Origin of the sequence: Streptomyces sp. NPDC058685 (assembly GCF_042714725.1) — a bacterium.
Classification (GTDB): Bacteria; Actinomycetota; Actinomycetes; order Streptomycetales; family Streptomycetaceae; genus Streptomyces.
On sequence record NZ_JBHXSL010000006.1, the window covers coordinates 48306 to 61875 of the forward strand.

9 protein-coding genes are annotated in these 13570 nt (G+C 72.8%); 5 read left to right on the forward strand and 4 right to left on the reverse strand.

Features of this window, described 5'->3' with window-relative positions; genetic code table 11:
• Positions 1-26: 26 nt before the first annotated feature.
• From ACFWU3_RS07370 to ACFWU3_RS07380, 3 genes are read left to right on the forward strand one after another with little or no spacing between them, the layout of a single operon-like run.
• Positions 27-3737, forward strand: coding sequence for a tetratricopeptide repeat protein (locus tag ACFWU3_RS07370; protein WP_384432552.1), 3711 nt, complete (start codon positions 27-29; stop codon positions 3735-3737).
• The gene (locus ACFWU3_RS07375; protein WP_384432555.1) at positions 3734-4933 is read left to right on the forward strand and encodes a hypothetical protein; all 1200 of its coding nucleotides are present in this window, start codon (positions 3734-3736) and stop codon (positions 4931-4933) included. Before ACFWU3_RS07370 ends, ACFWU3_RS07375 begins: the two co-directional genes overlap by 4 nt.
• Complete coding sequence (locus ACFWU3_RS07380; protein ID WP_384432558.1) at positions 4930-6216, forward strand: extracellular solute-binding protein; 1287 nt, start codon at positions 4930-4932, stop codon at positions 6214-6216. Before ACFWU3_RS07375 ends, ACFWU3_RS07380 begins: the two co-directional genes overlap by 4 nt.
• A gap of 76 nt (positions 6217-6292) precedes the next feature.
• Here ACFWU3_RS07380 and purU read toward each other — a convergent pair whose 3' ends face one another.
• Positions 6293-7144, reverse strand: coding sequence for a formyltetrahydrofolate deformylase (purU, locus tag ACFWU3_RS07385; protein ID WP_384432561.1), 852 nt, complete (start codon positions 7142-7144; stop codon positions 6293-6295).
• 77 nt (positions 7145-7221) lie between these two features.
• Positions 7222-7668 carry a hypothetical protein gene (locus tag ACFWU3_RS07390; RefSeq protein WP_327686835.1) on the reverse strand — a complete coding sequence of 149 codons (447 nt, stop codon included), beginning with the start codon at positions 7666-7668 and terminating at the stop codon, positions 7222-7224.
• Between the two features lie 173 nt (positions 7669-7841).
• On the opposite strand from ACFWU3_RS07390, the gene ACFWU3_RS07395 reads away from it, so the two are divergent.
• Positions 7842-9164 carry an ABC transporter substrate-binding protein gene (locus ACFWU3_RS07395; protein WP_384432564.1) on the forward strand — a complete coding sequence of 441 codons (1323 nt, stop codon included), beginning with the start codon at positions 7842-7844 and terminating at the stop codon, positions 9162-9164.
• 205 nt (positions 9165-9369) lie between these two features.
• On the opposite strand, the gene ACFWU3_RS07400 is transcribed toward ACFWU3_RS07395, so the two are convergent.
• Together ACFWU3_RS07400 and ACFWU3_RS07405 are read right to left on the reverse strand one after the other, a co-directional pair.
• Complete coding sequence (locus tag ACFWU3_RS07400; protein WP_384432567.1) at positions 9370-11016, reverse strand: hypothetical protein; 1647 nt, start codon at positions 11014-11016, stop codon at positions 9370-9372.
• 131 nt (positions 11017-11147) lie between these two features.
• The gene (locus tag ACFWU3_RS07405) at positions 11148-12530 is read right to left on the reverse strand and encodes a transcriptional regulator (RefSeq protein ID WP_384432570.1); all 1383 of its coding nucleotides are present in this window, start codon (positions 12528-12530) and stop codon (positions 11148-11150) included.
• Positions 12531-12842: 312 nt separating this feature from the next.
• On the opposite strand from ACFWU3_RS07405, the gene ACFWU3_RS07410 reads away from it, so the two are divergent.
• On the forward strand, positions 12843-13508 hold the full coding sequence (locus ACFWU3_RS07410; RefSeq protein WP_384432573.1) for a bifunctional DNA primase/polymerase: 666 nt from the start codon (positions 12843-12845) through the stop codon (positions 13506-13508).
• Positions 13509-13570 lie beyond the last annotated feature (62 nt).

The window sequence follows — 13570 nt, forward strand, 5'->3', positions numbered from 1 at the left end:
GTTTCCTGTAGTTATCGTTGAGCAGTATGAGGGAGCCGTTGCGTACGTCCAACTCATTGCCGCAAGAGGAAAGTTGGCGGGTCTGCCTGTTCCGTACGCAGAACCGTTCCGGACGTCCGCTGGGTGCGGGGGTGCTGCTCCCCGGGGGACTGGTGCTCACCTGCGCCCACACCGTGCTGTCCCGGCCCGGCCTCGACGGCGGGCGCGTGCCCTTCGACACGGTGTACGTCGACGTGCCGGGCGCCCCGGGGCCGGAGCCCGAGCCGCTGCGGGCCCGGGTGCTCCAGGAGTATCTGGTCGAGCCCACCACCGAGTTCGCCGGGGATCTCGCGCTGCTCAAGCTCGACCACGAGCCGGCCGTGCCGCATGCCGTGCTCCACCGCCAGGTGCCGGGGCCCGGCAACCCCGTCCATCTGACCGGCTATCCGGAGGACCTGCCGGGCGGCGAGCATCTGACCGCGCGGCTGATGGGGCGCGGCGGCCCCGGCCACCGGGCGGAGTGGGTGCAGCTCGACCCCGAAGGCGCGCCCTACACCGTCCGCCACGGCTACAGCGGCAGCGGTGTCGTCCACAGCGGCTCGCGGCGGCTCCTCGGCATCCTGGCCCATCAGTTCGGCACACCGAAGGCCCCGGTCCGCCGCGAGCACGCGTACATGATCCCGACGGAGACGGTGCTCAAGCATCTGCCGCTGGAGCGGCTCGGAATCACCGTCACCGGGCCCAAGGCCGTCTCGGCCGGTGTCGCCGTGGCACCCGAACGGACCGCGTCCGGCCGGGTGCCGGGGCTCCACCGCCGTATGACGCACTGGCTGGACGGCGCTCCGGACACGGACCCGGTCGAGGTGCTGTTCGCGGGCGAGGGCGAACAGGCGCTGCTGTTCACGATCCGCAGCGCCCTCACCCTCGCCGACCGGGAGCAGAGCCCGCCGTCCGCCTCCGGGAGCACGGCGGGAGAACCGCAGATCGGTGGCATCGACATCGCGGTGGACGCCACCAACCGCACGGCCGACGAGCTCGCCGGGCTGACGGCCGAACGCATCGGCCTCGACAGGGCGCCGTCCTCGGGCGGCCCCCGTACCGCGCTGCTGGACCGCATCGCCGCGGAGAGTCCGCCGCTGAGCACCGCCTTCCTGGCCGTCGACCGCTCGGCGTCGCCCGACGAGGAGATCGTGGCGCTGCTGCGCGCCGTGCTCGCCCGGGACGACAGCCGGCTGCTCCTCGTCTTCAGCGATCCGCAGTCCCCGCTGCTGGAGCGGGTGCGCGACGAGCTGCTGGAGGCGGGCTGGCCCGGCACCCGCGTCGAGCGGCTGGCGGTCCGCCTGACCGGACTGGCCGAGACCGAGAGGCGCTTACGGCACCTGCCGCCGTCCGCCCAACTCCCCCGCCCGCGGCCTCCCGAGGAACAGTCAGGCCGACTGCGCGACGAACTGCGGCGGCTGCGCGAAGGCGGCCCGCTGCACGGCACGAAAGCCCTCCCGCAGGCGCTGTTCCAGCTCACCGTCGCCGTCGAGACCGCGCTGCTGGAGGCGGAGAACGCCGAGGCGGCACTGGCCGGGCCGCAGGGGCCGCGGGACTTCGCCGTGGAGCTCCCCGGCGACGGGCTGACCGATCTGCCGTCCGTGGCCGTGCGCGACCCGGACGCGCTCGTCATCGCGTCCACCGGACACCATCTGACGGGCGGCGACCGGCTGCATCAGCAGTACGAGGTGGTGGGCCCGCTCGGGCAGGGCAGCCACGGCCAGGTCTATCTGGCCCGCGATCTGCTGCTGGACAACCGCCCGGTGGCGCTGAAGGGCATCCTCGACCCGGGCAACCCCGTCGCGGTGCTCCAGGCGCACCGCGAGCGGCTGCGCCTGGTCAGCCTCAACCATCCGTCGGTGATCCGGGTGGTCAACTACGCCCGGCATCCGACGACCTCGGCGGAGTTCATCGTGATGGAGTTCGCCGACGGCGCGCCGCTGGAGTGGGTCGCGGCGCGGATCGCCCAGCACGATCCGCCGTTCTCCGGGCCGCGGCTGCGGGAGTTCATCGTCGTCTACGGGCTCCAGATCCTCGACGCGCTCAGCTATCTCCACGATCAGGAGGGCCTCGTCTACGGGGACCTCTCGCTCACGAACGTGCTCCATTGCGGCAACGGCATCAAGCTCATCGACGTCGCGGGCGTCCGCAAGCCCGGCGATCCGGGTCCCGTCAGCCACCGGCCGCCGGAGACCGGCCCCGGCGGGGAGATGACCACCGCGGGCGATCTGTACGGCGTCGGCGCCGTGCTCGGCGACCTGCTCGCCAAGGCCCCGGCGCCCCCGGCCGACCTCGGCACGGAGTCCCTGGAGCGGGCCCTGCGCCGCGCGGTGGCGCCCGACCCCAAGCGCCGCTACGCGTCCGCCGACGAGATGTCCCTCCAATTGCGCGGAGTGCTGCGCGAGTTGCGCTCGCTGCGGCTCGGCGAGGAGACGTTCGAGCCGTCGCCGCTGTTCGACCCGGCGGCCTCGGCGCTGGACGGCCAGCTCGGCAAGGCCCCGCCGCTGGTGCGCTGGCGGTCCGGCAGCGGCCTCGCCCTTCCGCTCGGCGCCGGGGTACCGGGCCCGGCCGAGGTCGCGGTCGCGCTCCCGGTGCCGAAGGCGGACCGCGAGGACCCCAACTGGAAGGAGCTCCAGCGCACCTCCTACGCCGACCCGGCCGGACTGCTCCAGCTCAGCGACGAATGGCTGGGCTCGCCCGAACTGCATCTGCTGCGCTGCCGGCTGCATCTGGAGCTCGCCCGCGACCAGGTGCGGCAGCCCGACAAGCATCTGGTCGCCGCCGGGATGGAACTGGAACGGGCGCGGCGGCTGCTCGGCGACCGCGCCCGGTTCGACTGGCGCCTGGACTGGCACCAGGGCCTGAACGAACTCGCGCACGGCAGGCTGCGCCAGGCCCTCAACTGCTTCGACGAGGTCTACAGCGCGATCCCCGGCGAGTACGCGCCCAAACTCGCGCTCGGCTACTGCCACGAGAAGCTCGCCGACCTGTGGCGGTCCGGCGAACCGCGCACCTCCGAGCAGGAGGAACAGCGCGACCATCACGAGGAGCAGGCCATGCGGTTCTACGACGCGGTCTGGCGGCGCAACCACGCGCTCGGCAGCGCCGCGTTCGGTCTCGCCCGTATCCATCTGGCGCGCCGCAGCCCCGACCGCGCCCTGGCCTCGCTGGACGGCGTGCCCCCGGACTCCCGGCACCGCACCGCGGCCCGCACCGCGATGGTCCGCATCCACGCGAGCCTGCCCGCGGACGGCTCCGCGCCGAGCACGGCGTCCGCGGTGCGGGCGTACGCCGCCCTGCGCCGGCTGGTCAGTCACGAGGGACTCACCGACAGGCAGTCCTACGAACGGCTCACCGCGGAACTGCTGGAGCTGCTGCTCGAACTCGTCCGTGGCGCACGGGAGAAGGGCATGGCCGCGGACCCGCTGGCGGAGCTGCGGTCCGCGCTGCCCGCCGCGGCGTCGGTCCCGGCGGGCGAACGGGAACTGCGCGAGCAGCTGTCCGCCTGCTACCGCCGGCTCGCCAAACAGGTGCCCCGCACCGACGACCCGGAGGACGCGGCGCTCGCCGAGGCGCTGCTGGACAACGCGTACCGCACCCGGCCGCTGGGCGTGCGCCACCAGCGGGACCGGCGCACCCGTGAACGCGCCCGCCGGTCCGCCGGTGACTGGCTCCCCCAGGTCGTGCGGCGGCCCCGGACGTCCGGGGAGGAGGCATGACCGCGCTGCGCCCGCCCGAAGCCGCCGAGGAGGCCCCCGCCCGGTCGCGGCCGGGCAGTTGGGCGGTGGTGCGGCTGAGCGCGGCACGGACCCGGCTGCGGCCGGCCGCCGTGCGTGGTCTGCACGCGCTGCGGCAGCTGTTCCCCGAGTTGTGGCTGCGGGCGTCGGGACAGGCCGGTGGCGGCACCCCCACCGCCGGGTTCCTGCGCCGGCGGATGGTGGTGCTGCCCGCGCTCGCCGTGATCGCCCTCGCGCTCTCGGGAGCCGCGTACACCGACATCCACGACCGCACGGAACGGCTGCGTGACCGGTGCGCACCGGCGCTGGTGGACCTGGCCCGCGCCCGTACCTCGCTCGAACTGGCCCAGGCGCAGGCCGGTACCCGGCTGAACACCGGTGACCGGCCCGGCATGGTCGCACTCGGCGAGACCTATCGCTCCCGGCTCACGGAAGCCACCCAGAGCCTCGGCCGGGTCGCGCAGTCCGGCGCCCTGCGCAAGGCGCAGGAGCAGGAGCTGCGCGTGGTGTCGGGTCTGGTCGTCGGGTACGGCGACAAGATCGCCTGGGCCGAGCGGCACCGCGCGACGCCCGTGCTGCGCAAGGCCGGTGTCGCCTACGCCGACGACATGCTCCGCGGACGCGTGGGCACGGTGTCCGACAGTGACGAGATGCCGCCGACCTCCATCCTCGACCGCATCGCCGGACTGGAGAGGGAACTGCACCGCGAGAACGACGACCTCGCGGCCTGGAGCCCGCTGACCCTCACGGCCGCGGCCGCGGCGGCCCTGGCCACGGCCCTCTTCGCCTTCGTCCTGGTCGGCACCTCGGCCTTCCTGCGCGACCGGTTGCGGCTGGTGAGTGTGCAGCTCGCGGCGGCCGCGGTGCCCGTGCTGGTCACACCCGTCCTGCTCGCCGTGGCCGGGGCGGAGGAGCACGGCGCGCAGGACCAGGTGCGCAGGGACCTCGGCGTACTGGAGCGGGTCACGGCCGGCCGTGAGGCGCCGCGCCTGATCGAGGCCACCGCACGCCGGACGGACACGGTGATGCGCGGTGCCACCCCCGACACCTGGTCGCTGACGGCGGGCATCGCGTCCGCCGCCGCCGCGACCGGAGCGCTGGCCTGCGGTGTGACGCTCTACCTCTACGTCCGCCCCTATCCGCCCGCCCGCCCCCGACGGAAGTACCCGGACGCATGAAGCGCTTGAGGGCCCTGTTCGCCTGCATCCTTCTGACCGCGGCGGCACTGACCGCGGGCGGCTGCTCCGACCCGGCCGAGAAACGCACCCTCGTCATCCTCGGCTCGTGGACCGACGGCGAGGAGAAGCCGTTCGTGGACGTCCTGCGCAGCATCGGGAAGCGGACGGGCCTCACCTACGTCTACAAGGGCACCCGGTCGCTGCGCGAGACGCTCGTCGCCCAGCTCCAGGCGGGCGCGCCACCGGACATGGCGATCCTCAACAGCCCGGGGGACGCGGCCGAGTTCGCCCTCGCCGGGGACGCGTACCCGCTGCCGGAGAAGGTGTCGGGCGCCGCGGTCCCGCCGTGGGCTCCGACGGTCACCGTCGAGAACGAGCAGGGCGAGGCCCGTACGCGCGCCTACTGGGCGCCCGTGAGGGTCGATCTCAAGTCCCTGGTGTGGAGCCGCGGGAAGCCGGCCGGCCAGGCGACCAGGGAGCGCCCCTGGTGCCTGGGCCTCGGCTCCGGGGCGACGTCGGGCTGGCCGGGCACCGACTGGATCGAGGACCTGCTGCTCCAGCAGATGGGCGACACGGAGTACGAGCGGTGGGCGACCGGCGGGATGCCGTGGAAGGAGACCGCGCCGTCCTGGCGGAAGTGGGCCGAGCTGATCGCGGACGGCAAGGGGGACCTCGGCGCGGAGGGGCTCAACTCCTCCTTCGAGCGGCTTCCGGACGGCCGCCGCGGGCTGCTGAAGAGCGGTCGCTGCGACTACGAGCACCAGGGGTCGTTCATCCGCCGCCACTACGACGACGAGGTGCCGCCGGTGCTGCCCACGCCGACCGCCCGCTTCCTCGGCCTGAAGTCGGCCGACGCGGACGGCGCGTACGAGGTCTCGGGCGACATGGCGGCCGTCTTCAGGCCCAGCGCGGCCGCCTGGGACCTGCTCGGCCGGCTCACCTCCCGCCAGGCCCGCGAGGACTGGGTGAAGGCGGCGCCGGCGGGCGAGCGTCCGTTCTTTCCCGGGACCCCGGTCGGCGGCACCCCGCAGTCCGGAAGCACCCTGGCGGTCCAGAAGCTGATCGACGGCTCGCGCCAGATCTGCATGGACGCCTCGGACGCCATGCCCCCGACGCTGCGGGACGCGTTCTACCGGGCCGTCCTGGAGTTCCTGGGTGCCGGGGACAAGGAGAAGGTCCTGCCGGGGCTGCTGGACCAGCTGGAGGCGGAGCGGAAGCTCCAGGAGGCGGAGAACGCCTTCGTCCTGGACGACCTCTGCGACAGCCCGGCGGCGGCACCGTAGCGCCCCCGTGTCAGGCATACCCGCGTGAGGCGCACAGGCGCACAGGCGTCAGGCGTCAGGCGTCAGGCGTCAGGCGTCAGGCGAAGACGACGGTACGGCGGCCGTTGAGCAGGATGCGGTGTTCGGCGTGCCACTTCACCGCGCGGGCCAGCGCCTGGCATTCCACATCGCGCCCGACCGCCACCAGCTGCTCGGGGGTGACCTCGTGGCCGACCCGCTCGACCTCCTGCTCGATGATCGGGCCCTCGTCGAGGTCGGCCGTCACATAGTGCGCGGTCGCACCGATCAGCTTCACACCGCGCGCATGCGCCTGGTGGTAGGGCTTGGCTCCCTTGAAGCTCGGCAGGAAGGAGTGGTGGATGTTGATGATCCGGCCGCTGAGCTGCTTGCACAGATCGTCCGAGAGCACCTGCATGTAGCGGGCGAGCACGACCAGCTCGACGTTCTCGGCGTGCACCAGGCTGAGCAGCTGCGCCTCGGCGGCAGCCTTGTTGTCCTTGGTGACCGGAATGTGATGGAACGGCACGTCGTAGGAGGCGACGAGTTCGGCGAAGTCCGTGTGGTTGGAGACGACGGCCGCGATCTCCACCGGCAGCGCGCCGATCCGGGAGCGGAAGAGAAGATCGTTGAGGCAGTGGCCGAACTTGCTGACCATCAGGACGATCCGCATGCGCTCCTCGGCGAGATGGATCTCCCAGTCCATCTGGAAGGCGTCACCGACGGCGGCGAAACTGGCGCGCAGCTTCTCCACGGTCACCGGCGACTCGGCCGAGAAGTGGACCCTCATGAAGAACAGACCCGTGTCCCGGTCCCCGAACTGCTGACTGTCCTCGATGTTGCAGCCCGTGATGAAGAGATAGCTCGACACGGCGTGCACGATGCCCTGTTTGTCGGGGCAGGAGAGCGTCAGGACGTACTGGTCGGTCATCCTCGTAGGGTGCCATATCCGCCTCGGCGCACCGGACGCCGTCCGTCAGACGGACCGGCCGGAGCGAGCGGGGCCGCTCAGGCCGAGCGGGTCATGATGCGCAGCACGTCCAGCGAGCGCGGCGGTGCGTCCGGGTCCTCGCCGTCGTTGGCGGCCAGCCGTACGTGCGCGTCACGGGCGGCGCGGACCGCCTCCGGCCAGCCGTGGTGCTGCATGTAGGCGGAGACGGCGGCGTCCGCACCCACCTGGTGCATGATGCGCAGCACCCGCAGGACGGCGACGTCGACGAGGGCCGCCTCGTTGGAGTCGCGGAAGATCGTGCCGACGTATTTCTCGGCGGACCAGTTGTCCAGCCAGGTGTCCTCGACCAGCCGGTAGACGGCGTCGGTGACATCGCCGTACCCCTCCCGGCCGGCCAGCCAGGTCTCCTGATGGAAGACGGGGTCGGAGAGCATGTGCAGCGCCGAGCGCACATTGCTGCGCCAACGCCACCAGGGCATGTCAGTAGGGGGCATGTCGCCCATGGTGGAGGAGCGACGCCCGCGACGGGAAGAGGGGACAGGACCTTGCTGCACGCCTTCGATCGTACGTTCCTTTCTCCGTCCGGCCGACAGGCCCCCGCAATTCACTTCCCGGTCACCCGCCGTTGAGCAATGCACACTGCTCCGTTACCCGGGAGACGGAAATGTGACGCAGCATGACCGGTTGGCGACGTTCCTCCTCCCCCCGCCCCTCATGGACCTCACGGGTTCGCGCCGTACGCATGCCTGCGGTGGCAGTGGTGGCCGGAACGTTGCTGGTCACCGGGTGTGGCGTGCTCCCTGGAAGCACGGGGGGCTCCAGGGAGCCCGTCACGGTGATGACCTTCGCGCCGCAGGACACCAAGACCACGAACATGCCCGGCATGCCCGCGATGGCGAAGGCGTACGCCCGCTGGGTCAACTCCCACGGCGGCATCGACGGCCACGAGCTGCGCATCATCTCCTGCAACGAGCAGAACACCTCCACCGGCGCGGCCACCTGCGCCCGGCGCGCGGCCAAGGAGGGCGTGGACGCCGTCGTCGGCTCCTACAGCCAGCACGGCGACGCCTTCATGGCTCCGCTGGAGGCCGCCCGCATCCCGTTCATCGGCGGCTACGGGATATCGGAGGAGGAGTTCACCAGCTACCTCTCCTACCCCGTCAACGGCGGTCAGGCCGCTCTGCTGGCCGGCCAGGGTCTTCAGCTCGCGGACGTCTGCCGCCGGGTCGCCCTGGTACGGCCCAACTCACTGGCCGGTGACGAACTGCCCGAGCTCCTGAACGCCGGCCTCGCCGGGTCCAGCCGCCGCGCCTCGACCGACATCCTGGCGGCGGAGGACGCGACCGACTACACCGCGCAGGCCGAACAGGCCCGTACCAAGGCGGGGGCCGGAGCGGCGACGGACGACGACGACCGCCCCGGCTGCGTCACGGCGGCACTCGGCGATCGCACCGAGACCTTCATCGACTCCTTCCGCCGGCTGCCCGACGACGACCGCAAGATCAGGGTCTCCTCGGTGCTGAGCAGCGTCAGCCAGTCGCTCATCGACCGCACCGGCGGACGCAAAGGCCCGCTGGAGGGGGCATTCCTCACCGGCTGGTACCCGGACGCGGCCGACGCGCGCTGGGAGGAGATGAAGAAGGTGATCAGCACGCACGCCTTCGGCGACAACCGCATCGACCCCGCCGACGCCGGTGTGCAGACCACCTGGATCGCCTACACGGTGCTGAGGACGGTCATCCAGTCGCTCGACTCGGACGAGATCTCGCCGGGGAAGATCTCCCGCGCGCTCGACACCGGTGTACGGGTGTCCACGGACGGGCTCACTCCGCCGCTGCGCTGGGAGTACGAGGACATGTTGGGCGTCTCCGGCTTCCCGCGGCTCGTGAACCGGGGCGTGACCTTCCAGGTCGTCCGCGACGGGCGGCTGGTGGCGCAGCGGGACAACTTCGTAGACGTCTCGAAGACGCTGACGGCGTCGGTGACGGGATCGGGCTGACGCGACGCCGCTGCCCGAACCGTCCGGATCCGGCCGACGTTCCTGACCCTGATCCGGCCGACGGCTCCCGTCCCGAATCCGGCCGACGTTCCCGTGCCCTGATCATCGAGGCCGTCCGCGCGGTGCTGATCCTCAGGTCGTCCGGATCCGGCCGACGCCGGCTCTCGCCGCCGCCCGCCGGACCGTCCGTGCGGCCGCCGTTCGCCTACAGCTGGTCGCTGCGGCGCTCGGTGAGCTCGTACTTGGTCGCGATGGAGTTCCAGAGGCCGGACGCCTCCCGCTTGGCCTTGGTGGCCTCACCACTGGCCCGGTTGCCCTGGGCCGACTGCCCCGTGTTGCGGGCCTGCCCGTCCTTGCAGCCCTTCTTGCTCTTCACCTGTGTCGCCCAGACCGCGTAGTGGTCGTCCGCCGAGGCCGACGACTTCCATGCCTCGTTGAGCGCGGCCGTCAGCTCGGAGTGGCGCGGCAGCTTGTCGACGCTCAGCCCCTCCAGCCGGGTCACCAGGCTGCGGCGCTGGTCCGCGGCGCCGCGCAGATCGGATGACGCCTGGTCGAGGTCCTTGCACTGCTTGATGTTCTCCACCGAACGGATCACCGCCGCCCGGCTGTTGTTGCTGTCGGCGAGGAGCTTGTCGAGCGCCTCGGCCTGCGGCTTCGCCGGATCGTCCGCGGCCTTCGGGGAGTCGTCCTCGGGGACGGAGGAGGACGCGGCCACGTTCTCTCCGGGGCCCGGGTCCTCCTTCTTGTCGTCACCGCCGAACACGACCGCGCTGACGCCGAGTCCGAGCACCGCGCAGCCGACGACCACAGCCGCGACGACGGGCACCCGCGAGGACTTGCGCCGCCGCGACTCCGGCTCCTGCGGCTCGTAGGACGCCGCCCGGCGCTGCCGCGGGGCCTGCTGCTGGTACGCGGGCTGCTGCGGGCCGCTCTCGATGCGGGGCAGGTGCTGTGTCGCGTCCGCCATAGGGGCACCCGGAGCGTCCGACCGGAACAGGCTGTCGAACTCCGCCGGGGGCTGCCGCTCGCCGGGCGTCCCGGGCCGGATCCCCAGCGGCGCCCCGCTGGGCTCGGCCGGCACCGGCGGCAGGAACTGGGTGGCCGCCTCGCCCGCGCTGCCCGCCCCGGGCTGCGCTCCCGCGCCGGGCAGCGACCGGGTGCCGAGGAAGGTGGTGGACTCCGCCGACGTCTCGGGCGGCAGAGCGCCCGCCGTCACGGGCGGGATGAACTGCGTCGCGTCCGTGTCGCTCCCGCCCGGGGTCGACGCCGGCAGGGCCTGCGGGGGCACCGCGTCCGGCAGGGGCTGCGCCGGGGGCAGCGGCTGCGCCTGGACGCCGTAGACGGCCTCCGGGGCCTCGCCCCAGCCGCCCTGGGTCCCCTGGGACGGCTGCGGGTCGTAGGACTGCGGAGCGGGCTGCGCGTACGGGTCGGGCCGGTACGGGCCCTGCGCGTGCTGCTGACCGCTGTTCCGGTCCTGTCCGTACTGCCCCTGGCCGTACTGGCGGTCCTGGCCGTACTGCTGGTCCTGGCGGGCTCCGTAGGGGTCCTGGCCCTGCGGCTCCTGTGCGTACCGCTGCGCTCCGTACGGGTCCTCGCCCTGCTGCCCGAAGGCCGGCTCGGGTCTGTGGCCCTGTCTGTGGTCCTGCTGTCCGTACGCGTCGCTCTGCGCCTGCTGCTGCCCCTGCGACGGGCCCCAGGGCTCGCCCCACGGCTGCCCGCCGGCCGGAGCCGCCTGGGCGCCGGAGGCACCTGGTATGAAAGGCTCTGACCCGTCGGCGGGCAGCACGACGCCTTCGTGCGCGGGCCGGGCAGCGGTGTGCCGCTGCTCGTCACCCTGTCCGCTGTGCGTCACCGGGACTCCTACGTGTGGACCTACGGAATCGTCGGTTTACGCTACCGGGTCCGTCAGGCACCCCGCACACACGTGTGGAAGCAGTAACAAGAAGCGAACGCCCGGCGCTGTTAACGGGCTGATTCCGGTTCTCAGGCGGCCTGGAGCTCCAGCCGCGCACCGAATTCACGGACCGCCGGCTCGTCCGCGTACGGCTCCAGGCGCTGCTGGAGATCGTCCAGATACTCCGCGCCCCTGCTGGAGCGCAGCCCGCCCAGCAGTTCCAGCGCGCGCGTCCCCGTGTGGCAGGCCTGCTCGACCTCGCGCTGCTGGACCTGCGCCGTCGCGAGCAGCACCAGCCCGATGGCCCGCCGCCTCGCCCGGGACTCGGGGTGGCCGTCCAGCGCGTCGGTGGCATGGTGCGCGGCCGCCTCGGCCTGGCCCAGATCGCGGTAGCAGTGGGCCAGTTCGTCCGCGAGATAGGCCCGGTCGAAGTGCGCGATCCACGCCGGGTCGTCGCCCGACCGCGGTTCGGCGCGCTCCAGCGCCGCCTGCGCCCTGCCGGCCACCGCGTGACAGGTGTGGGCGTCCCCGAGGAGGGCGTGCCCGCGCGCCTCGGCCGCGAGGAACATCGCCTCGGCCCGCGGGGTGACATGGCCGCGGGCGCCTTCCTGGGCGGCCCTGGCGAGCTGGGCGATCTCCCGCGGATTGCCCAGCTGGGCGGCGAGATGACTCATGGAGGCGGCCAGTACATAGCCGCCGTAGGCGCGGTCGCCGGCCGCCTGGGCGAGCCGCAGCGCCTGGATGTAGTACCGCTGGGCGAGCCCGGGCTGCCCGGTGTCGACGGCCATGTACCCGGCGAGCTCGGTCAACCGCGCGACGGCAGCGAAGAGTTCACGGCCGACCGATTCGCGGTACGACCCCGACAGCAGCCCGGACACCACGGAGTTGAGGTAGTGCACGACGACCGGACGGACATGGCCACTGCCGAACCGGTGGTCCAGGTCGGTGAGGGCCGCCGTCATCGCCCGTACCGCCTCGACGTCCGAGACGCCGACGCGGGAGCCGGCGGTACGCGCCACCTGGGTGTCCGCGCCGGTGATCAGCCAGTCGCGGCTCGGTTCGACGAGCGCGGAGGCCGCGACGGCGGAGCCGGACAGGAAGTCGCGCCGCCCGACGTCGCTGCGCCACAGCTCGCAGACCTGCTCGATGGCGCCCAGCACGGTCGGCGAGAACTGGAGTCCGACGCCCGAGGCCAGGTTCTTGCCGTTGGCCATACCGATCTCGTCGATCGTGACCGTCCGTCCCAGTTTCCGCCCCAGCGCCTCGGCGATGATCCCGGGCGCCCGGCCGCGCGGCTGCTGGCCCCGCAGCCAGCGCGCCACCGACGTCTTGTCGTAGCGCAGGTCCAACCCGCGCTCCGTGCCGACCATGTTGACGCGTCGTGCCAGCCCCGCATTCGAGCACCCGGCTTCCTGGATGAGTGCCTGCAAGCGTTCGTTCGGCTGTCGTGCGACGAGAGGCCTGGCTGCCATGACTACCCCCTGAGGCCCGCGGTGATCCACGCAGTGATCACTGCCCGGCTGATATACGGAGAATGCAGACTTGAGCGACTTGGTCTCTTTTTTCCGGAAGCCACGCGAGGCGCGCGCTCCCCCCGGCCGACGGCGCGTCCCCCTGCCGACGGCCCCCTGCGAGTGGCTACCCGCTCCCCGTGGCCCGGCCGCGTGCGCGCCCCCGTCCGTGCACCGATGCGCCCCGCATGCAGGATCGATGCTCCGCGACCCGGCTCGGGGCGCCCGTAACCCAAGGTGACAGCGGGAGTTGAGTGTGACGTGGAAGAGACCATGGGAGTCACCGAAGCCGCCCGGATCCCGCAACAGCGCGGTGAGCAGCTGCTGGACCATGCCGTGCGGTACGCGGAAGAGCGGCACTGGGACGTGTTCCCCGGCACCTGGCTGGAGGCGGTGGAGGGCCGCGAGCAGTGCTCGTGCGGCGACACCGACTGCCCGTCCCCCGGCGCGCACCCCGCGCGGCCGGACTGGGCGAACCAGGCCACCGGCAGCGCGGTCGCCGCCCGCCGGCTGTGGTCGAAGACGCCGAGGGCGTCGATCCTGCTGCCGACGGGCCGCACCTTCGACGCCCTGGACGTCTCGGAGTCGGCCGGCTTCCTCGCCCTCGCCCGGCTGGAGCGGATGGATCTGCCTCTCGGCCCGGTGACCTGCACCCCCGACCGCCGCATGCTCTTCTTCGTCCTGCCGGGCGCGGCTTCCAAGATCCCCGAGCTGGTCCGCACGCTGGGCTGGGTGCCGTCCTCCATCGATCTGGTCGCCCGCGGCGAGGGCCACTACGTCGCGGCCCCGCCCACTCGCGTCGGCGGCCGCGGCGCGGTGCAGTGGGCCCGCCGCCCCACCCCGGCGAACCGGTGGCTGCCGGACGTCGACGAGCTGCTGAGCCCGCTGGCATACGCCTGCGGCCGCGAGGCGGCGGCGGAGCGCGCCCGCCGCGGCTAGGTCCTGTCCGGGCCCAGTGCCCCTCCCGGGGGCTCCGCCCTGTCGCGGCACCAGCGACCGGC

Coding starts and splice junctions, on each gene's coding strand:
- purU (WP_384432561.1), bottom strand. CDS start 7,144: ATGACCGACCAGTACGTCCTGACGCTCTCCTGCCCCGACAAACAGGGC.
- ACFWU3_RS07405 (WP_384432570.1), bottom strand. CDS start 12,530: ATGGCAGCCAGGCCTCTCGTCGCACGACAGCCGAACGAACGCTTGCAG.
- ACFWU3_RS07390 (WP_327686835.1), bottom strand. CDS start 7,668: ATGGGCGACATGCCCCCTACTGACATGCCCTGGTGGCGTTGGCGCAGC.
- ACFWU3_RS07375 (WP_384432555.1), top strand. CDS start 3,734: ATGACCGCGCTGCGCCCGCCCGAAGCCGCCGAGGAGGCCCCCGCCCGG.
- ACFWU3_RS07410 (WP_384432573.1), top strand. CDS start 12,843: ATGGGAGTCACCGAAGCCGCCCGGATCCCGCAACAGCGCGGTGAGCAG.
- ACFWU3_RS07370 (WP_384432552.1), top strand. CDS start 27: ATGAGGGAGCCGTTGCGTACGTCCAACTCATTGCCGCAAGAGGAAAGT.
- ACFWU3_RS07395 (WP_384432564.1), top strand. CDS start 7,842: ATGACCGGTTGGCGACGTTCCTCCTCCCCCCGCCCCTCATGGACCTCA.
- ACFWU3_RS07380 (WP_384432558.1), top strand. CDS start 4,930: ATGAAGCGCTTGAGGGCCCTGTTCGCCTGCATCCTTCTGACCGCGGCG.